General features: G+C 29.5%; 17 protein-coding genes and 2 pseudogenes (2 of these 19 only partly in view). 3 read left to right on the forward strand and 16 right to left on the reverse strand.

The window, feature by feature from the left end; all coding sequences use genetic code 11:
• Positions 1-16 carry the beginning of a hypothetical protein gene (locus AD998_21160; protein ID KOY84379.1) on the reverse strand. The gene continues 626 nt to the left of window position 1, outside the view, so 16 of the gene's 642 nt are visible here — the first part of the coding sequence; it begins with the start codon at positions 14-16; its stop codon lies beyond the left edge, outside the window.
• Between AD998_21160 and AD998_21165 the strand changes: the two genes are divergently transcribed.
• Positions 1-820: the 3' portion of a hypothetical protein gene (locus AD998_21165; GenBank protein KOY84380.1), read on the forward strand. The gene continues 17 nt to the left of window position 1, outside the view; only the last 820 of its 837 coding nucleotides appear in the window; its start codon lies off the left edge, out of view; the stop codon is at positions 818-820. The two genes, AD998_21160 and AD998_21165, sit on opposite strands and share 33 nt — an antisense overlap.
• A 542-nt stretch (positions 821-1362) precedes the next feature.
• Here AD998_21165 and AD998_21170 read toward each other — a convergent pair.
• The 12 genes and pseudogenes from AD998_21170 to AD998_21225 form a co-directional block, all read right to left on the reverse strand.
• The gene (locus AD998_21170; protein ID KOY84381.1) at positions 1363-2538 is read right to left on the reverse strand and encodes a hypothetical protein; all 1176 of its coding nucleotides are present in this window, start codon (positions 2536-2538) and stop codon (positions 1363-1365) included.
• Positions 2539-2792: 254 nt separating this feature from the next.
• Positions 2793-3578: a hypothetical protein gene (locus AD998_21175; protein ID KOY84382.1), complete on the reverse strand. Its 786-nt coding sequence runs from the start codon at positions 3576-3578 to the stop codon at positions 2793-2795.
• 75 nt (positions 3579-3653) lie between these two features.
• Positions 3654-4169, reverse strand: a pseudogene (locus AD998_21180) (hypothetical protein).
• 311 nt (positions 4170-4480) lie between these two features.
• Positions 4481-4684 (reverse strand): annotated as a pseudogene (locus AD998_21185) (hypothetical protein).
• The gene (locus AD998_21190) at positions 4684-5616 is read right to left on the reverse strand and encodes a hypothetical protein (GenBank protein ID KOY84383.1); all 933 of its coding nucleotides are present in this window, start codon (positions 5614-5616) and stop codon (positions 4684-4686) included. The pseudogene AD998_21185 and the gene AD998_21190 overlap by 1 nt, the downstream one beginning before the upstream one ends.
• Positions 5606-6148, reverse strand: a complete 543-nt coding sequence (locus AD998_21195) for a hypothetical protein (GenBank protein ID KOY84384.1) — start codon at positions 6146-6148, stop codon at positions 5606-5608. Before AD998_21195 ends, AD998_21190 begins: the two co-directional genes overlap by 11 nt.
• The gene (locus tag AD998_21200; GenBank protein KOY84385.1) at positions 6149-7360 is read right to left on the reverse strand and encodes a hypothetical protein; all 1212 of its coding nucleotides are present in this window, start codon (positions 7358-7360) and stop codon (positions 6149-6151) included.
• A gap of 4 nt (positions 7361-7364) precedes the next feature.
• On the reverse strand, positions 7365-9203 hold the full coding sequence (locus AD998_21205; GenBank protein KOY84408.1) for a hypothetical protein: 1839 nt from the start codon (positions 9201-9203) through the stop codon (positions 7365-7367).
• Between the two features lie 79 nt (positions 9204-9282).
• Positions 9283-10719, reverse strand: coding sequence for a general secretion pathway protein GspE (locus tag AD998_21210; GenBank protein KOY84386.1), 1437 nt, complete (start codon positions 10717-10719; stop codon positions 9283-9285).
• Positions 10709-11233: a hypothetical protein gene (locus AD998_21215; protein ID KOY84387.1), complete on the reverse strand. Its 525-nt coding sequence runs from the start codon at positions 11231-11233 to the stop codon at positions 10709-10711. Before AD998_21215 ends, AD998_21210 begins: the two co-directional genes overlap by 11 nt.
• Positions 11233-11673, reverse strand: a complete 441-nt coding sequence (locus tag AD998_21220) for a general secretion pathway protein GspG (GenBank protein KOY84388.1) — start codon at positions 11671-11673, stop codon at positions 11233-11235. The genes AD998_21215 and AD998_21220 overlap by 1 nt, the downstream gene beginning before the upstream one ends.
• Positions 11670-15341 (reverse strand): hypothetical protein, encoded by a 3672-nt coding sequence (locus AD998_21225; GenBank protein KOY84389.1) that lies wholly within the window; start codon positions 15339-15341, stop codon positions 11670-11672. Before AD998_21225 ends, AD998_21220 begins: the two co-directional genes overlap by 4 nt.
• A gap of 370 nt (positions 15342-15711) precedes the next feature.
• Between AD998_21225 and AD998_21230 the strand changes: the two genes are divergently transcribed.
• The gene (locus AD998_21230; protein KOY84390.1) at positions 15712-15969 is read left to right on the forward strand and encodes a hypothetical protein; all 258 of its coding nucleotides are present in this window, start codon (positions 15712-15714) and stop codon (positions 15967-15969) included.
• Positions 15966-16382, forward strand: coding sequence for a hypothetical protein (locus tag AD998_21235; GenBank protein KOY84391.1), 417 nt, complete (start codon positions 15966-15968; stop codon positions 16380-16382). The genes AD998_21230 and AD998_21235 overlap by 4 nt, the downstream gene beginning before the upstream one ends.
• Positions 16383-16577: 195 nt before the next feature.
• On the opposite strand, the gene AD998_21240 is transcribed toward AD998_21235, so the two are convergent.
• Genes AD998_21240 through AD998_21250 form a run of 3 tightly spaced genes read right to left on the reverse strand, consistent with a single transcriptional unit; the run spans position 16578 to position 20617 of the window.
• A complete protein-coding gene (locus AD998_21240) occupies positions 16578-17639 on the reverse strand; it encodes an NAD-dependent epimerase (protein ID KOY84392.1) in 1062 nt (353 codons plus the stop codon).
• 9 nt (positions 17640-17648) lie between these two features.
• Positions 17649-18392 carry a family 2 glycosyl transferase gene (locus AD998_21245; protein ID KOY84393.1) on the reverse strand — a complete coding sequence of 248 codons (744 nt, stop codon included), beginning with the start codon at positions 18390-18392 and terminating at the stop codon, positions 17649-17651.
• A 5-nt stretch (positions 18393-18397) separates the two neighbouring features.
• On the reverse strand, positions 18398-20617 hold the full coding sequence (locus AD998_21250) for a hypothetical protein (GenBank protein ID KOY84394.1): 2220 nt from the start codon (positions 20615-20617) through the stop codon (positions 18398-18400).
• Positions 20618-20622: the final 5 nt, after the last annotated feature.

A 20622-nucleotide genomic window follows, 5' to 3' on the forward strand; every position in this document is an offset into this window, starting at 1 on the left:
TAAAAAAATGCCTCATGGAATAAATAAATTGGAAAATATATATTCAATCAAATTAAAAAACAATCCTATTGAAAAATTGCCTGAAAGTATGAATTCTCTCAAAAAATTGCGTTTTTTGGAATTGCCGACAGAATTTTTAGCAACTATTCCTATTGAATTGCCCCAACTGAGAAGTATTAATGGCATTGCACCTAGCAAAATATTACCTTATATTTTGAAGAAGAAAGGTCTAAGAGCTGCGATGAACTTATTACAGGAAAATTTTTATGATGTTGGTTCGCTTTTGCTTAAAAATTTTTATTCAGAGGACTTTTCTAAACAATTCTGTATGGATTTAAATGAATGGATAGATGTCATAGGTTTATTTAGTTCTCTTAAAGATAACTATAGTTTAAAAGAGGATGAGCAATTACTTTGGAAAAAAGGGATATTATTTACAGAGATAACACATTTAACACTATTTGAACAAAAAGAAGAGTATTTTGAAGCCTTTACTAAACTTACTAATTTATGTTCTATCTATCTCGATGGAACATATTCTACTTATACTCTTAATATTATACCAAAGAGCATAAAAAGGCTTCAAGTATTGAGAAAAGTAAGCATATATAACCACCATATATTTGAAATACCCCAAGAAATTTTTGAATTGGAAAATCTTGAAGAATTAAACCTTAAAAATAATTATATATCTAAAATACCGAAGGAAATCATTAATCTTAAAAATTTGAAAAAGCTTAACTTACAAGGAAATCGAATAAATAATGTGTCTGAGGAAGTAGAAAATTTCTTGAATGAATTGGAGGATTATATTTGTTAAAATTTATCACTTTCCTTAAACAGTTGAAATTCAATAAGAATATTCTTTTTATTGGATTTCAATTTGGATACCCTTTATTTTATTCTTTCCAAATTTTATGTTCTCTTTATCACCTTATTTATGTAGGTAGATTCTAAATCTGAATTGTACAACGAGTGATTTATTTTATATTGTCATATGGTCACTTTCTCTGCTCACACTCAAAAGTCCTTGAATGATAATTGGATTATGAACAATAGTCAGCTTGAAAACCCCTTTTTTATTATTCTGTTTCAGTTGAAAAGCCAACCATTCTTTTTGGTAATATATCTAGAGTCCTGATGTGTAAAGTTCGATACTTCTGTTAAAAAACTATCTCCTGAAATAGTGTTTCGAATGGAATAGTCAGTTCGTCTATTATAAAATCCAAAAGCTGCTGCTTTGATTTTTTCATAAATAAATCAATTTGCACATATCAAGGCTTATTTGAATTTTCCTTGTTTAGATAATGGCACTATTTACGATTTTCTATGAATTTCAAAGAAAAGTTAAATGGATATGGTCTACAACCTCTTCGGAATTTCTTCTAAAAACAGTTTATCAACTTGTTTTTTTATATAAATTTGTGTGGTTTGGTAGTCTGTATGCCTTAGTTGTTTCTGAATATAATCTTTATCTATTCCTTTTTCTACCATGATTTGAGCAGCAGAGTGTCTCAAGCTATGTAAGCTTAGTTTAGTTTTTTTTTCTTTTGCAAAAGGTTTTAAGTAGGCTTTATCAACTATTTTATAGAGTTTGTGATAAGACATTTTACCAAAAATCAATCCATCAGAACCAATAGTGTTTTTACTTAGATATTCTACCAATACTTCTTTGGTGTTTTCAAAAAGCCTGATTTTATCAGCCACATAACGTCCTTTTCCTTTTACAAGAATAGTGTTATTTTCTAAATCAATGTGCTTAAGCTCTATAGCACATACTTCAAAAGCTCTTAAACCCTCAAATACTTGTAACGAAATGGCTAGTTTGCTCTTGAGTTCATCTGTTTTAGCTAATAGCTCATCTCTTTCTTTAATATTCAAGCTTTCTTTGTGATAAGTTTCTTTAGGGATTTTAAATGATTTCATTTTCAAAATATTCGCCAAATCTTTCATCTGAATATCATTAATCTCTGATATCAAGTCATTTTGATCAATGAGCCAACTCACAAAACTTTTAATACTGGCAAGTTTGATATTGAGAGTAAATACACTCAATTTCCTGACCAGCCCTTCTTGCAAATAATCTTTAAGCGTTCCATAACTAAATCCTTTGTTCTCTTCTATTAGATGCCTAAAAAAAGCATTAATATGATTGAGATAAGTTTTTTTTGTATTGACATTTTTAAAATCTGTTTGGGCAATAAACCTTAAAATAAAAGGATGCTCTCCTTTGAAAAGTTTCTTATAAAGGAAATATTCTATTTGATTTTTACTACAGAATTTAACAAAGTGATTGATAATACTTTTCAGAGAAGAGGATAAAATATTTCTATGAGCTAGAAATTGATTCAAAGCAATTGGAGACATGCTTAAATTATGCTCTATGCAAAACATCATAAGAGCTTTGGCATAACAGGTGTATTTAATAGTCTGTTTTTTAGAAGATAATTCTTTTTTATAAGAATCCAAAACTTCAGATACCAGATACTTGTGTTTATTTTGATGAATTACAAGATGATTATTTTGAAAGATATCCATCACATATATATTTTTTTAAAGTTAAGTAATATTTCTATATAAAGAAATTCAAATTACTTTATATTTAGAAATATTTTAGATAAAAAATATATGTAGTAGATTTTCATACACTAAAAAAAAGCAACCTTATTTAAGAAAGTTTATGTTTCTCAAATAAGGTTGTAAGAATAAATTGACGAACGTTTTATTGTGAAGGTTTAAATACTACAGTTTTAGGAAATCTGCAAGCAAATGTTCTCCTATTTTGTAATTCATTATTTTTCTTTCTTTTTTAATTTTTCCTGTTTAACAACTTTTTCTTGAAGTTTTATTGTCTTTTTAACAGGTTTAGCCACTTTTTGTGGAAGAATGATTTCTTGTCCATTTTTATAAAACTTTTTTTGAATTGGGCTTTGCTTTCCTTGTTTATAAACATACAACCAACCATTCTTTAAACCATTTTTATATTTCCCTTTTGTGAGGGTGGAATCTTGAGCATTTAACTCTGTAAATTTCCCATTTTGTATTCCTTTGATATAAAATGCTGTTATCGTTTTTTTATCTTGAGAGTAATCTATATTTTTACCATGTAGAAATCCGTTTTTATAATAGTTTTTATATAAAAGCGTTCTCCCATCTTCAGAGAATCTTTCTACTTTACCATTTAATAAGCCATTTTTCCAAGATTCAATACTTTGTAAATGTCCTGTTTGTGGATACCACGATTTCCAAACACCTATTTTTAAGCCATATTTTAGATTGCCCTCCATTAAAATATCTTTATTACTAGTTTGTAGTAAATAGGTTCCATTCAAAAGCTTCCCACTATATCCACCTTGTGTGTTTTTTAATTTTCCACCACTATACCACCAATAAAAGCGTTCTTTTTGGGGTTTAATTTCTTTAGGTTCACCAACAACATGAAAAATGATAACAGAATCACCACTTGTAAGTGTAATTTTTTGGGTATTAGTAGCCTCTTCAAGCATTTTAGATAATTTTTGTGCTTGAAGAGAGTAACTTACACCTATTAATAACCATATCAATTTGAATAATTTCATGGTATTTTATTTTTTGGAAGTAGAATCTTTTTTGATAGTTGTATTGTTTCCTACTCTATCAGCTTTATATTCAGCATTTAAACCTTCTAATACTTCATCAGTAACATTATAAGCATCTTTGGAATAAGCTATTACACCAGCCGAAGAAAGTACCAAAACCATTCCATAGCCTTTTTCTTTTCCATATTTTTGGATAAAAGCATCAGCTTTTTCAAGTACTCTTTGGGATATTTTTAAATCTTCTTCTTCAGATTTAGCTTGGATGACTTGCTGATAGCGTATATATTGGTCTCTTTGTCTTGTAATCAGAGTAATAGACCTTTTTCTTTCATCAAGACTCATTTTAGCTGAATCTGTTCTATATAAAAATATAGATTTATCCATTTCAGATTTTAAGGTGTCCAAGCTTGCTTTCCAATTATTTACTTTTTGGTCATAAGTTTCACGAGCATCTTTCATGGCTAAATAACCTGTCATTAATTTGCTGGAATCAACAAATACAATGTTTTGTTTTTGTGTAAAGTGTAAAATATAAATCCCTATAAGTCCTGCAAGCAAAATGCTACCAAAAATTACTGTATTTCTGTTCATTTTTTTATGATATGTTTTTTGTTTTGATAAATAATTTCTAAATAATCTTTTTGAATACCTTTTACCTTCACCCCATGAGCCTCTGAGCCTTCTTTTAACAAATGCTGCTTTCCATTGATCTGAATAATAGCCACTTTACTACCTACATCTTTATTTTCAACAAGACCTTTATATAATATCTGTGCATCTTTTGGGGTAGAAGATTTTTCTAATTTTATTTCTTTTTGAGGTTTAATAGGCTGATAGTTATATTTAGGCTTTTCATAAGCAATAGGAGTACTATTTTCAGCATTTGCAATATAGGAAACATCTAAAAAAGGGTCTCTATAATTTGCTAATAGCTCAATTTTGATAGAATCATCTTCTACTACATTCTTTTTAACCATTTGATTAGATGATACATTTGTATCAGAGGTGTCATCTCCAAACAAAGTATTTGCTAACTGATAAATAATTGCTCCCCAAACCAATAGGACTGCCACTAATAAGAAAGGGGTTAGTTTTTTATTCTTCATTATTGTATTCTAAATTGCCTTTGAATAGAAAGAGGACTTTTATTACCTGCTCTATCTATAGATTTTACAGCCCATTTATATTGTCCAACTGTTAAGCCCATTGCATTTGTAATATCAAAGCTTGTATTGGTTACAGCTTTTGGGAAACCTGATACAATTTGGGAACTATTATTATAGACAAATAAACTATCTACATCTACATCTGTTGCTGTTCTACTCCAACTTAATGTGATTGGATAAGTTGTAAATATAGTGTTATCAGCAGGGTTTACGAGATTGGGAGTAGTAGGTAATGTAAAATCTAGGCTAAATCCAAATGTAGCAGACTCTTTGAGGCTTACACTATTGAGTGCAGTTACTTTCCAAGTATATGTTTGTGAAGTATTTGCAAATGTTTTGGTAAAAGTATTTGTGTTTGTAGTAATCAATGTATCAAATTTTGTTGGAGACAGTATTTGGAATAAATATCTTTGAGCTGTGGGCAGCTTTTTCCATTCAAATGTAATGTCTTGCGAATTTGACAAAGTATTGTTAGTAGGTTTAGTCAAGGCAAATATTTGATTTGATAAATTTGCATTAGGGCTTATCCATAAATTTCTTGTAGCCCATTTTGTTGCATACCCATTATTAAGAGCTTGCACTCTCCATTGAAATCGTCCAGAATCAAGTTCTACTTCTAAGGTTGTGTCTTCTATTATTTTATCTTCCCAAAATTTAATAGGATTGTCAAAGTTGGGGGAAGCAACTTGTACTTTATAAGATTTTGCACCATCTATTGATTGCCACTTGAGAGAAAGTGATGAACTTTCTACTAAGGCACTATCTGTTGGTGCTACTAAAACCACATTTTTGTTGGTAATATCAATTTCTATAATTTCACCACATCCCCATAATAAAAATAATACAAGGATAATAATCCAACTAGTTTTCATTCTTTCTATTTTTTAAATTTTGAATATATAGATAAGCGTACAAATATTGAACCCTCATTCTTCTATCTTCTTCTGTAACAAACTTTACTGAAGCAAGCATCCCCAAAGATGTTTTATACTCAATTGTATATATAAGTTTTAATAAGTCAATAAAATTACCTCTAAGCTTAATTTCTTGCGTTTCTATGGATTCTGTTGCTTCTTTCTGAAAAAATGATTCAGGAAGTGATACCATTACTACATTATTCTCTTTACAAAGTTGTGTAAGAATATTTAATCTATACTCATCTTTACTGAGAGAATCCTGTCCAAACTTTTGCATCTTTGCTTCATAAATTCCTAATTGTTTTTTCAAATTTCTTATTTTTTCAGGAGCATTCTGAGAAAGTATTGCTTTTTTTTCTAAACCTTTATTTTGAATGTATAGATCAAGGGTTTTGCTAAAAGATAAAAAATAAGCCAAAATAACAAATAATATACTTCCTATTATAAGTAATTTATTTTTATTTCTATATGATTTTAAATCAAACATTTACAAAGTAATTATGATTTCAAAATTAGCATGTTTTTTAGCATTATCATAAGTATAATTCTTGTTTTCTACTGATTTTATCCAATCTATTGTAGATAATTTTTGAATCCATTGATTGAAAACAACTGCTTCTTTGGATATACCTTTCAATAAAATCACATTGTTAGTAAATTGATATTTTTTATCTTGTCTTAAAATGAGATCATCTACAGGGTTTATGAACATCTCTTTGAGTATAATACTATTTGGTACACTTGATGCCAACCTATCAGCATAGAAACTATGTTTACTATTACCTAAATTATAATTTTTGACTAAAATTTCTTTCTCTTTTAAGTTCTTTTGTAATTTCTCAATTTGTTCTAAAGTGGATTTGTTACTGCCAATTTGCTCATTAAGTACATTGTTTTTTTGTTGAAATTGATAAAAAAGCAAAAAATTTATCAACAAAGTTATAAAAAATGTAATTAATAAAGTTAAAGATATATTCTTGAATCTTTTTTTGGCTTTCCATTCTAAATTGTTTTCTTTAACAGATACTACATTTATTGTAAATAAAGCTTGGAAGGTATCTATTAAAAAACATAAACCTGTTGCATAAGCCAATAAATAAGTGTTTTCTATAATTTCTTCTCCTATTGTATAGTTTTGTATTTGATTGTTTTCTTGGTATTGATAGCTCTGAACAATATCATTCTTGATAGAAACATGACCATTTTCTAGAAAAATATCTTTATTTTGCCACTCAGTTAATATGGAAGATATGGTATTACAAATAAAACCTCCTAAACACAGTTCAACAATATATACTCCTTCTTTTCCTGCATCATTTAGTAACGAATCTATAGTTTCCTTTCTAATAATAGATAAAAAAGCTGTTTTCCCTAATTCTTTGTTATATAGTTGAATGTAAAAATCTTTTAAAACTATATTGGGAATTGCATTATTAGCAATTTGCTCTATTGATAGTCCCTCTATTTGGTGGTTGATAGTCTTATTGATGATGCCTTTGCCTGTAACACAAATAGTCCAAGGAATGCTCTTACTTTCTTCTTTGAGACACTTTTGCCAATCTGTATAGACTTTTTTATGATGTATAGATATAGTATTTTTATCAAACACCAAATGACATACTCTAATTGATAATCCACTATTACCAAAGCTTATCTCTACACCCAAAATCTCTTTAGGAGATGTAAAAAATGATTTCATTGGATTAATGGATTAAAGTAGGTTTAATAAAGACTACCAACTTGTTTTTTTGCTTTGTTTTGGTTCTAGAACTAAAAAGCCATTTTAAAATTGGTATTCTTGAAAGCAAAGGGACACCCGAACCAGAATTAGACTGTCTCGCTTCCTCTAAACCTCCTAAAACTATCATTTCCTCATTTTTTACTCTGATTTTAGAAGTAAATTTTCTAGTTGCGTTTCCTGGAGGAGCACCATTCACTGTTGGAGGAATAAAATCTGAAAATTCAGCAGATACATCAAGTGTAATATTCTCATCTTCTGAGACTTTGGGATTTATTTTTATATTCAAGTCTGCATTAACCCTTTGAAATCTTTGTGTAATGGTTGTAATAGGTGTAACACCAGGATTAATATTTTGAGTTTGTTCAACATAATAAACAGACTGACCTATTGTAAGATTAGCCTCATGTCCATTTAAGGTTGAAAGTTTTGGTGTAGAGCGAACTTGTAGATTTTCGTTAGTTTCTAATGCTTGAAGCGTAAGATAGAAATTAGAGGTTACTCTGCCAATATTGATACCTGCCCCACTACTTAATGTTGATAAAAAACGATTAATAGCTTTTGAACCTAATGTAAAATCTAATCCTGATAATATTTCACCTCCTGTTCTGACTGTGCTATCAGAAACGCCAGCTTTTATGCCTGTTTTAATAGTATTCCCTTTCCTTATCTCAACTACAATTACTTCTATAAGTACATTTTTTACAGGTTGATCTATTGCTTGTAAAAACAATTTAATTTCTTGAATTTGTGGACTACTCCCACTCAAAATAACAGCATTCAATTCTTCCATTACTTTTATTTCTACCCCTTGTTTGAGTTCTTTAGGGATCATTTCATCTATTTTTTCTGAAGGGCGATGAGCTAATTTCACAAGACTTACACTTCTAAAACCTTCTGAAACACGCTCTCCTATTAAATAGACCCCTTGCGAAGTTTTATAGGTGTGTGCTGTTCCTTGTAAAATAAGAGAGAGAAAACTATCATAAGTAATATTCTTTACTCTGAGTGTTGTATTACCTTTCACATCTGAAAATAATACATAATTGATTCCCAACTCAGAAGAAATCATTTTAATTAAATCTGCTATAGGGGTATTTATAGCATCTATATCAATAAAGGTATTGCCATTTTGTTTGTTTATCTTTAAAGATGCTCCATCAGCTATTTCTGTTTTCTTTTTAGAATTATTAGAAGAAATATTGTTTGTTATTTGTTTCCCATTTTTATCTATTTCTCCAGCAGGCAGTTCTAAAATATATGTACTATCATCTGTTTGGGATAAAACTAATCCATTTGTAAGAGCTATCTTTTCTAAGCCTTTCTTAAAAGGCATTTTTTCTACATAAGCTGATAGAAGTTTAGGTGGCACACCAGAAGCCACCAAAACATTTTTATGTGTTAATTGTGTGATTTGTTTAGCAAAAAGGCTTAAACTATCATTAGCCAAATCTACAGAAACCCAATCTTTAATATCATCATAAATAAGTTTTAATTTTTTGGGGCTATAAGCTACTTTTTCTTGTGTAGGTACATATTTTACAAATGATAAAATATTGCCAAAAAACCTAATATCCAATTCATACTCTTGACATAAATACAACAAAATATTGATGACACTTGCATTCGTAAAATTATTGGTTATCAATACTTTTATATTAGGGTCAATACTGATATTAAGATTATGCGTTTCTGCAACACTACGCAAAAAATCTTGTATAGGAGCATCACTCACAGAAAAATTAGCTAATTCTTTGAGACCTTTATTACCTGTGTTTGCTAAATCGTTTAGTTTTTGTTGAATTTTCGCTATTCTTTCAGTATAATTATTTGTTTGCCCATGTGTATAAATAGGCAACAAGAATAGAAATAAAATACAAACTCTAACCCAACAATATAGGATAAACTTCCTCCAAAGAAGTTTCTCCTTTTTCGAGTAATTCAAAAGCATTATCTGCTAAACTTTTTATATTTTTTTGTTCTAAAATATTTTTTATGTCAAATTCATTACTACGTATAGATTTTGATAAATCCTGATCTATTAGTATAACTTCATAAATGGCTCTTCTGCCTTTATAGCCAGTATAAAAGCAATGTTCACAACCTTTAGGTGTATAATGTTTAGTTATTTTTTTAGGAGGAATATAGTTTCTGGGTAATTTAACATTAGAATTTTCAAAACTCTCTTCTTCTTTACAATTATTACACAAAAGTTTTATCAATCTTTGTGCAACTGTTAAATTTAGAGTATTAGATAATAAGTATGCAGGGACTCCCATATCTGCTAGTCTCTGTACTGTTCCCCATGCTGAGTTAGTATGTATTGTAGAAAGTACTAAGTGTCCTGTAAGAGCTGCACGAATAGCCATTTGGGCAGTTTCAACATCTCTAATCTCTCCAACCATGATAATATCAGGGTCTTGTCTTAAGAATGTTCTTAAAGCACTAGAAAAGTTTAAACCTATGCTTTCCTTTAACTGTACCTGATTGATACCCTCCAAGGTATATTCTATGGGATCCTCTATTGTCAGTATGTTCCTGTTTTCTTTGTTGAGATACTTTAAAGTTGCGTATAAAGTTGTTGTCTTTCCTGATCCTGTTGGACCACTAATTAAAACAATACCATTTGATTTTTGAACACCTGTTAAATAATTCTCTAATTCAATTTCAGACAAACCGATATTTACAATATCCAAATGGCTTGCATTATTACCCAAAAGACGCATTACTACTTTTTCACCATAAAGAGTAGGTACTACAGATACCCTGATATCAAACTTTTTATCTCCATTTTGAAAGAATATTCTACCATCTTGGGGTAATCTTTTTTCTGCTATATCTAAATTGGCTAATATTTTAACACGATTAATTAGAGAAGGATAATCCGTTTTAATAATGACATAACGTTCAACCAATGAACCATCTATTCTTATTCTAATTCTACATTTTTCTTCATAAACTTCAAAATGTATATCACTACTTCTCAATACTTTTGCTTCTTGAACCAAATCAAGCAAAAAATCATTGCTTTCTGTACTGATAGAACCTTTACTTAGACTTTGTTTATCTTCTTCTTTAAAATAGTATTGAGATAAAGTTCTTGAAATGATTAGAGATTCTGTAAGTTCTAAGAGAACTTTTTTCCCGAATAAAACTTCTAATTCTTCTTGTATTTGAGAAATATCATTAGATTTATCAATAAAAAAACATATTTCATGGCTGTGATTATAATTGGGTATTATTTTATAATGCCATGCCTGTTCCTTTGATATGATTTGTATTTGTTCTGGAGAAAGTGATATAAATTGATTATAAACCATATAAAGTTTTCAAAGTAATATTTTCATCTCGACACAAGTCGCCCCATAAATGTAATAAATTCCCTAAGATCAATATAAAAAGCAAAAAAGCTTGAAATCCTGCTAAAGGAATTAATTTTTTATTATATTTTTTTGCAAAGCTACACAATAAATGTAATATCAAAGAAAATATTAGACTAAAAGGTATAAATAATATAAAGTTAAAAAATGAGAACTTTAGTGTAAGTATTGTTACAAACAATATGTCACCCAACCCTATAGCATTTTTGATGCCTTGTAATTTATTTTTGATATAAAAATAGATAGTTATAAAAACTGAAATTAAAACTATCAAGAAACAATTTAATAACAAATCTTCCCAAAAATACCAACCATTTAATATTATAGATTCTGTAAAGCTTATAAGAGCCAAGATAACAATAAAGATGATAGAGATTGTTCTTTTTTGTAGGTCTTCAATAAAAATGATTAATAGGATGATTAGATATATAATATTTAAAAATAAAATCATCATTAGTCTTTCACTACTTCTTTTAGATTTCCTTCATGATCTATCTCCCAAACATTCATTTGACCATCTCCATCAAAATCTACAACAGCTGTAGCTTTTGCTGTAAATGTTGTTTTACTTGCTCCTATAACTTCTATACGATAATTAGCTTTTCCAGTATCTCCGTCTCCTGATAATTTCTCTTGTTCAAAGCCTATATCATCTAAGCTATTGGAGTATTTGGCATGCTCATAAAAATAAGCTTTTTGTAAAGAGTGAAGATGCTGTAAAGCTTGTTTTGCTTCTAAACTTCTGGTTTTACTTATCAAAGGCATTAATACAGGTAATGCCATGAGTATCAAGATACCAATAATTACAAGTACTACTAAAAGCTCTGTAAGTGAGTAAGCAGGTAGTTTGTTTTTTTTAGAAAATATCAAAAATTCTAACTTTCTCAAAATCATAGTTTTTGTATTTTAATTGTCTTTTTAATAAAACCATCTTCAATTTGTAATAGATACATTCCTTGTGGAAATTGATTTAATTCTATGGCAAACTTGAATATTTCTGATGAAACGGTTTTTTTGCCAACCTTTAAAGTCTGCCCTAAAACATTTCTTAATGTCCAAATCAATTCATTAGAAGTTGGGCTTTGTATTTGAATATTTATTTCATTTAAAGTTGGATTGGGTGATACACTTACCTCCCAAGGCAATATGGGCTTTTTTATACCTCTACCCTTTACTATAAATGAAGAATCTCCTTGTGTTGCATTACTTGAAATTTTAATAAAACCTTCATAACTTTCTTCTTTTATAGGCGTAAATTCAATCTCTACCTGTTGAGTTTGATTTGATAGAATATCTCCTAACCATTGACCTTTAAAAACTAAAGAGTTGGATGTGATACCTTTAATTTGAAGGACATCTACACCTGTATTCTTAATTCTAATAGTTTTCTTACTAGATTCACCTATAAATACATCTCCAAAATCTAAAATGTCTGTTACATCCAAAATAGCTTCATAAGCAATGATATTTAAGGAGTATGTTTTTGTGGAAATACACGCTTCTGTACTTGCTTCGACTACAAAGTGAAATACTCCAAAAGAATTCGTTTTTCCACTAATGATACCAGTAGATGAATTTAAAGTAAATCCTATGGGTAAATTTCCACCTACAACAGACCATGTTATATTTCCAACTAAGCCTGTTTGTGAAATATTCTGAGTATAATCTACATATTGTTTTGCATTTGAAAGAATACTAGGTTGTATCTGTGTGTTTGGACAATCAATAGCTATATCATAAACCTTAGTAATAAGGCAGTTACTATTGTTTTGAGAGGCTGTAACTGTATAAGAAGTTAAAGAACTTATGTTTGTAGGCATTCCTGTAACCATCCCTGTGGTTGTGTTTAGACTCAATCCAGCAGGTAAACTGGGAGCAATGGAGTAAGTTAAAGGTTGTGTATTACCAACCACACTTGCATTGAGACTATAACTTACACCCACAATTCCAAAGTTAGTATTTGGATTGACAAAAGTTAATGGTGGACAATTAACAGCAAAAGTATATGTTTGTGAAATACTACATGCACCACTGTTTTGGGAAGCTGTAACTGTATAAGTTGTGTTGGGTGTACTTGTTGTAGGAGTCCCTGATATTAATCCAGTATTGGTATCTAAACTTAATCCAGATGGTAAACTTGGGATAATTGAATAAGTTAAGGGTTGTGTATTGCCTGTTACACTTACATCAAGATTATAATTGACACCTACAATTACTGTAGAAGCAGATGTATTTGTAAAAATTAAAGGTGGGCAATTAATAGCAAAAATATAAGTTTGTGATACGCTACATGCACCATTATTTTGAGAAGCAGTAGCTGTATAAGTTGTATTAGGAGAACTGATTACAGGAGTCCCTGATATTAATCCAGTATTAGTATCTAAGCTTAATCCAGCAGGTAAACTTGGAGTAATAGAGTACATTAAAGGTTGTGTATTGCCTGCTACGCTTGCATCAAGGCTAAAACTTGTTCCTACTACTCCATTACTCACAGATGTATTATTAAATGTTAAGTTAGGACAATTGATAGCAAAAGTATAAGTCTGAACCTTTTGACAACTCCCTCCCAAGCCTTGAGAAGCAGTAACTGTATAAGTTGTATTAGGAGAACTGATTTCAGGAGTACCTGATATCAATCCAGTATTGGTATCTAAGCTTAATCCAGCAGGTAAACTTGGATTAATAGAATATGTAAGAGGTAATGTATTTCCTGTTACCCCTGCATCAAGATTAAAAGGTAATCCTACAACACCATTGTTCACTGATGTGTTATTGAATATTAAATTAGGGCAATTAACAATAATTGTAAAACTTTTTTCTAGCACACATACAGCACTTGCTTTTACTTTAAACTGGAATGTTCCTATTGTAGTGGGTATTCCTGATATTTCTCCTGTACTGGTATTAAATGTAAGTCCATTGGGCAAAGAACCTTCTGATAAACTCCAAACAGGTGAGGTTAAATTAGTAGTGAGTGTTTCACTGTAAGACAAACCTTGAGTTGCATTAGACAAAGTATTATTTTGAATTGTACCAGCAAAGTTAGAAATATTGAAATCTAGAAAAGTGCCATTATTTGTCATATTATTATCTAAATGACTTGATAATAAGATAGAACCATAAGCTCTAAAATTTCCAGAGGTTGTAGCATCTCCTTCCAATGTCAAGGTTTGTGTTGCTCCAGGAGCAATAGATGGAATGTTCCAGTATCCAGAAGACATGTTATAAGTGCCACTACTTAAGCTATGAGAAATATTAGAAAAAGCAACTGGAAAAGCTCCTGTAGCAACTATGTTATTCACAGTTTGGGTTCCATGATTGGTAAGCGTAAAGGTAAGACTTATTCTAGAGTTTTTACAGGGATTGGTGTTAGAAGTGGTAACAGATATTCCTATATTAGATTGTTGTGTTGGGGTTGTTCCAAAAATCAAAGCTCTATCCATAAACCTACCCACAACAAATAATCTACCATACAAATCAAAAGCAGCATTGTAGATTTCAGCCATATTTTTGTTATCAATAAAACCGTTAGGATGATAATAAGTGGATGTACTAAAATCTGCTTGTCCTAGCACCACATCAGCAGGTTGTCCATTAGTGGTGGGAATGGAGTTATATACTAAAGCTCTATTATTGGCAAATTCCCCTACCACCAATCTTCCTGTAGGAGATACAGTTACCCCACTAGGCTTATTCATTAATGTGGAAGATGTACCAGATGTAACTGTATTAAAGTCTGCTTGTCCTATAACTATATCAGCAGGTTGTCCATTAGTAGTCGGTATTGAATTCCATACCATAACACGATCATTATTTGTATCTGCTACAAATAATTTTCCATCAGGAGATATGTAAACCCCCCAAGGACTTTTAAGCTTACTACTTGAAGTACCAGCCTCATTACTATTAAAGTCAACTTGTCCAATGACTATATCAGCAGCTTTTCCATTGGTAGTAGGTATTGTATTCCATATCAAAATTCTATGATTATTTCTGTCACTTACAATTAATCTGCCATCTGGAGTCACATATAATGCTGTTGGATATCTTAACTTGGTGCTTGAAGTTCCAGCACTATTTGTAGTAAAGTTTACTTGACCAATTACAACATCGGCAGCTTTCCCATTCGTAGTAGGGATCGTATTCCATATCAAAATTCTGTTATTGTAAGAATCAGATGCTAATATTTTATTTCCATCAGGAGAAAATGCTATTCCATCACAACTAGTCAAATAATAGTCAGCAACCATTACTTGAGCATCACAAAAAGTATTTGAGAATTTACCCAATACTAAATCAGAGGGTTGTCCATTATATGAATATGGTTGTGTCCAGAGTTTAACTTTACCATAACTTTGTTCATTTGCTGCAATAATTCCTTTAGAACTAATAGCAACATGAGTTGGGCTTTGAATATTAAAAATTTCACAATCATTGCTTGTAGAAGTAAAATCTGGTCGTCCAAGCACCATATCAGCAGGCTGAAAATTAGTAAGAGGTTGTTGGCAGTAGGCTTTACTAATACCCCAAATAATAGTTATAAAGGTTAAAAATAGTTTCATATATTCAAATATTAGATATATGATGCAAATATACAATAAAGTTTTCAAAAATATAAAAATGGAATAATCAATAGTTTAAGTACTAAAACAACCTTATTTGTTTTATATTCAAAACTATTTTCTTGAAAAAATAATGATTCCAACAAAATTTTTAATTAAAAAACATGGATTTGTTCTAAAAAACTGTTAAAGTAGCCAAAAAAACACTTTGTAGCATTAAAATAACAGTTTAGAACATTTATTTTCAAAAGTTATCAGTTTATAACATAATAATATAATATGTTTTGAAAATGAAAACAAGTGTTTTATAAAACCCAAAAAGATACAAATTGGAGCAAGAGTTACCCTTATTTATGCTGAAATCCTTGAAATGTTCTCTGAAATCAATGAAGATAGTATGAGTGAAACTATTCAGTTTACTTTAGAGAAATATTTTAACCCAGAGCTTCTTAAAAACAAGAAATCCAGTCTATTATTAAGAAAAAAGAATTTAGAAACTATTTTAAAGCTAAATCCTGAGGATGAAAATATCAAGAAAAAAATTGAATATTTTGAAAAATATATAGCTAAAATGGAGGTTTTTATCAAGGAACTTTCTACTCCACAAAAAAATAAAGAAAGATTATGAACGCTAAAAGTTTGAAAATAAGTGAAGAGAGTAAGAAAAACTTAGATGCTTTGTGTGAATATCACAATATAAATATTGGTGAGGCTGTAGAAACAATGATAGCTTTTTTTCATACAACCCACCAAAATCCTAAGAATTATAAAGACCTCAAAAGTGAGTTATCTAAACTTGTAGAAAAACAAGTAAGTACTCATCAAAATACTATTATTCAAGCGATTAGGTCTCATAAAGCAGAAGAAATAGCTAAAAAAGCTAACAACTTATTCAAAAAATTTAAAGAAGACTTAGAAGAGCAAAGAACAAGTGTTGGTTATGTGGGTACAGTCGTTTCTGATACTATTAAAGTTTACCTAAAACAATTTGACACCTTAGAAAAAGAAAATTCTACTTTTATTTTTCCTGTAAACAAATAAGAATCAAAATATTATAAAATATTTTTAAAGTTAATTCTACTAAATTATTTTTACTGAATATTTAAGTATTTTTGGTAGAAAATATATTGTATATATTATCTGTCATTATTTTATAATATAAAAATTGGTGGAAATTATAAATTTATATAAAAAGTAGTAAGGGATTAAAAAATCATTTTTTAATCCCTTTTACAGTTATAATCTACTTCTCATAGCTTCAAACATTTGAACTAATGTAGATTTTAAATCATATTTGTAACTCCACTCTGGGTAATGCTGTTTAAACTTAGAAACATCTGAAACCCACCAAATATGATCTCCAATACGATTATCTTCAACATAACTATAATTCATTTTATTTCCTGTAATTTCTTCACAAAGAACTATTCCTTCTTGCATAGAACAGTTAGAAAAACGACTACCCCCAGCATTATATACTTCTCCTTGTCTTGGATTCTGGTAAAAATGCCAAAACATATTCACCAAATCCCAAGAATGAATATTATCTCTTACTTGCTTACCTTTATATCCAAAAACACTATAATGATTACCTGTAATAGCACATTTCATCAAATATGATAGGAACCCATGTAATTGAGTGCCAGAATGTTGAGGACCTGTCAGACAACCTCCCCTAAATACACCTACATTCATACCAAAATATCTTCCATATTCCTGAGCTACAACATCACCAGCTACCTTAGAAGCTCCAAATAAAGAATGTTTGGTTTGGTCAATACTCATGGTTTCATCTATTCCATTTTTATAATAAGCATGGTTTTCTGAAATTTCCCAACGAGTCTCAAGTTCAACTAATGGTAGATAGTTAGGAGTATCTCCATATACTTTGTTAGTTGAAGTGAAGATAAAAACAGCTTTTTCAGCGTATAGCCTTGTTAATTCTAAAAGATTAAGCGTTCCGTTGGCATTAATCGTAAAATCTGTGAGGGGCTCTTTGGCTGCCCAGTCGTGGCTTGGCTGAGCTGCTGTGTGTACAATGAGTTTTATATCACTACCATACTTCTTAAAAATAGTTTCTACATCTGTATAATTACGAATGTCTAAACTATAATGTTCATAATTATCTACTTGTTTTTGAAGGCGTTCTATATTCCATTGAACAGAGGCATCTGTTCCAAATAAAGTTTGTCTGTAGTTATTGTCAATACCAATTACTTTATCAAACTTTTGGCAAAAAAAATTAACAGATTCGCTTCCTATGAGTCCAGCGGAACCTGTAACAATAGCTATTTTCATATTTTATGATTAATTTAATTCTTTCTTTTTAAAATCTCCTCTAGAAAAAAACTTCTCTATAAGACAATACAAAAGTATAAAAAAGTATCGACTTCCCATCTCTTTAATTTTAAGTTTAGAGACTCCATATTTCCGATTTGTCCAAGAATTTGGCAAAACTGCATAAGAATAGCCCCTTACAATTGCTTTTAAAGGTAATTCTAATGTGAGATTGAAGTGAGGAGATAAAAATGGTTTTAAGCCTTCCATTGTTTCTCTTTTGTAAAGTTTAAAAGCATTTGTAGTATCATTATAACGCATACCAACAGTAACTTTTACAATGAAATTAGCTAAACGATTGATGATTTTTTTTACTTTGGGGTAATCTATTACTTTTCCACCTTTCATAAATCTGCTTCCAAATACACAATCAAAATTTCCATCAATCATTTTTCTATAGAATTTGACTAAATCTTTTGGGTCATCAGAGAGATCTGCCATCATAATTGCCACACAATCACCTGAAAATCTTTCTAAGCCATATCGAACCGCATATCCAAAACCATTAGGACCTTTGTTTGTATAGTATTTAAGTGTAGGTATTTCTTTTGATAATTGTTCTAAAGTTACCAGAGTATTGTCTTTGGAATTATCATTTACCACAACTATTTCATGTTCAATTTGCTCTTGTAAAAGCTCTTGGTAAACATCTTGAAGCGTTTCCGTGATAGAGCCTTCTTCATTATAAGCAGGTATAACAATGCTTAATTTCATATTTTTTATAACAATAATTTTTTTAACTGAATTTTGATGGTACTTTTTATGCCTTTTGGTTGTGTATTGACAATTTTAAATGCTGTAATATTAGGATTTTCTTTTCCTTTATAAACTTGCAATGCCAAAGCTTCTAAATTATCTAAAACTTGTTTATTAATTAAAATACCCTCTTTAGCAATTGTTAGAGGCAATCGAAAAGGATGTTCTATACCATTTTCAAATCGTAAATAAATAACAACGTGAGGTGGTTGGAATAGCAAACGTCTTATTTTACCATACCAATCATGTTGGATATCTGCAAATAAATATATTAAATCATCCGTTTTAGGTATTTCAATCCATTGATTTAGGGTCAATGTATCAGATTTAATAGTTTGCCATTTTAAAGGTTTTATGGTCTTATTTTTTTTTAGTAAAAATGGTAAAGCAGATGATTCTTTGTTTTCTAAATATCCTATATTTTTATAATGATCTTCAGCTTTTTTATCTTTATTGATTTGTAAATATGCACTTACTTCAGCAGAGTAATTATTTCCATAAATATTAGCATCAAAATTAAAGTTTTGGTAATAATCAATTTGTCTTTTTTCTTTACGTCCAAAAGTAAGAAAATGATGTAGGGGACTTCTCGCAACACCTTTTTTTATTAGAGAATCAACATCAGAATATTTTTCTAGATATTTCTGAGCATCAAAATTAAAATGACTAGGCAATACTAGACTGTAATTTTGTAATAATGCAGTTTTAACACCTACATCATCCCAATATGGGTATCTATCATCAATGCTACTATTTCTATAAAAAACAAATTCTGGGGCATTAGAAGAATAGTATTTTTTTGTATTTAAATCAATAAGATATTTATTTTGAACTGCATACGATTGCATGACAGGACGTGGCGTATATTGGAGTTGATTATAATATATATTTGCTATATCCCAAGGTATTATATCAACAGACTGCTTTCCTATTTTATGAAGTATACTATCTGATATCTTTAAATGCCCTCGTAAATTATTGATTTCTTCATTTTTTTTCTGAGTATGTTTTTCTTCACTTAAATAAGAAGTATATCCTTTTATACTAAGAAATTTATGGTCTATCCATCCCCAAATTCCTTTATCAAATGAAAATAAATCTGTTTTTTGTAGTCCTATTAAAGACACAACTAAAGCTATACAAGTCGTTGTTAAAGCAAAATATTTATATATAGTTTTTTCAGAACTAATGTTCCAATAATGTAAAATAGCAAAGATACTTACAAAAGAAAAGAATGTTACATAATGTGGTTGGTCTGCTCGAACAAAAGATTGTTTTAATAAAACAAAATATATAAGCAATTGTATAGCAAATATCCATTTTAGAAAATGATCTTTCCAAAGAGTTTTGTAAAAAAATACGACCGTAAAAGAAAAATATAAAAACAAACCATTATAACCTAAATCAAAAAGCCTATCTGTTGGATTTTTGGGAGGAAAATCCAAATACATCACATCATTGTAACTACTAATGGTTTGGAGATTGCCTATAGTATAATTCCATAAATCAACACGATAAATAAGAGCAATACCTATCATCATCATTGATAATATACCTAAAGAGAGTAGTAACCATTTTATACTTATCTTTTTTAATAAAGCAAAATATCCCAAAGAACTAAAAAAAATAAATAAGGCTATCACTCCATTACTAACTTTAATAAAGTAAATTATGCTGGTTAGAATAATTGCTTGGATAAGAAAAAATTTCTTTTGTTCTTGATAGAAAAGACTTAAAAAAAAGATTTGTAAAAATATAAGCAAACTGCCTTGTTCTAAAGTAACGACAAAATATCTTTCTGAGAAAAGTATAACTACACCTAAATATAAAATTAGATAATGATAAAATCCTTTGTTTTGAGACAAAAAACGATGAAAAAAAAGAGCTAAACTTGCCATTATATAGATATCTAGTAAAGCAATCAACCATGGATTTTGAATGATTGGTAAACGTAAGGTAATGGTACTTAAAGGTCCATATGTAAAAACAATATCATTGCCAAAAGATAAGCCTTTTTCAACAGCCTGATAAATAGCAATTTGCCAAGAAGGGTCTATATGAAACCCCATTGGGTTGAAGAAGTTATCAGGAAATATGTAAATTATTAGGAAAAAAATAAATGAATATTTAAAAAAATACTCATTATTTTTAATGAACCAACTCTTAAAAAAATCAAATGTCATAATAT

The sequence above is a fragment of the bacterium 336/3 genome (assembly GCA_001281695.1).
Taxonomy (GTDB): domain Bacteria; phylum Bacteroidota; class Bacteroidia; order Cytophagales; family Thermonemataceae; genus Raineya.

Coding starts and splice junctions, on each gene's coding strand:
- AD998_21200 (KOY84385.1), bottom strand. CDS start 7,360: ATGAAATCATTTTTTACATCTCCTAAAGAGATTTTGGGTGTAGAGATA.
- AD998_21220 (KOY84388.1), bottom strand. CDS start 11,673: ATGATTTTGAGAAAGTTAGAATTTTTGATATTTTCTAAAAAAAACAAA.
- AD998_21210 (KOY84386.1), bottom strand. CDS start 10,719: ATGGTTTATAATCAATTTATATCACTTTCTCCAGAACAAATACAAATC.
- AD998_21170 (KOY84381.1), bottom strand. CDS start 2,538: ATGGATATCTTTCAAAATAATCATCTTGTAATTCATCAAAATAAACAC.
- AD998_21175 (KOY84382.1), bottom strand. CDS start 3,578: ATGAAATTATTCAAATTGATATGGTTATTAATAGGTGTAAGTTACTCT.
- AD998_21190 (KOY84383.1), bottom strand. CDS start 5,616: ATGAAAACTAGTTGGATTATTATCCTTGTATTATTTTTATTATGGGGA.
- AD998_21240 (KOY84392.1), bottom strand. CDS start 17,639: ATGAAAATAGCTATTGTTACAGGTTCCGCTGGACTCATAGGAAGCGAA.
- AD998_21215 (KOY84387.1), bottom strand. CDS start 11,233: ATGATGATTTTATTTTTAAATATTATATATCTAATCATCCTATTAATC.
- AD998_21225 (KOY84389.1), bottom strand. CDS start 15,341: ATGAAACTATTTTTAACCTTTATAACTATTATTTGGGGTATTAGTAAA.
- AD998_21250 (KOY84394.1), bottom strand. CDS start 20,617: ATGACATTTGATTTTTTTAAGAGTTGGTTCATTAAAAATAATGAGTAT.
- AD998_21195 (KOY84384.1), bottom strand. CDS start 6,148: ATGTTTGATTTAAAATCATATAGAAATAAAAATAAATTACTTATAATA.
- AD998_21230 (KOY84390.1), top strand. CDS start 15,712: ATGTTCTCTGAAATCAATGAAGATAGTATGAGTGAAACTATTCAGTTT.
- AD998_21235 (KOY84391.1), top strand. CDS start 15,966: ATGAACGCTAAAAGTTTGAAAATAAGTGAAGAGAGTAAGAAAAACTTA.
- AD998_21245 (KOY84393.1), bottom strand. CDS start 18,392: ATGAAATTAAGCATTGTTATACCTGCTTATAATGAAGAAGGCTCTATC.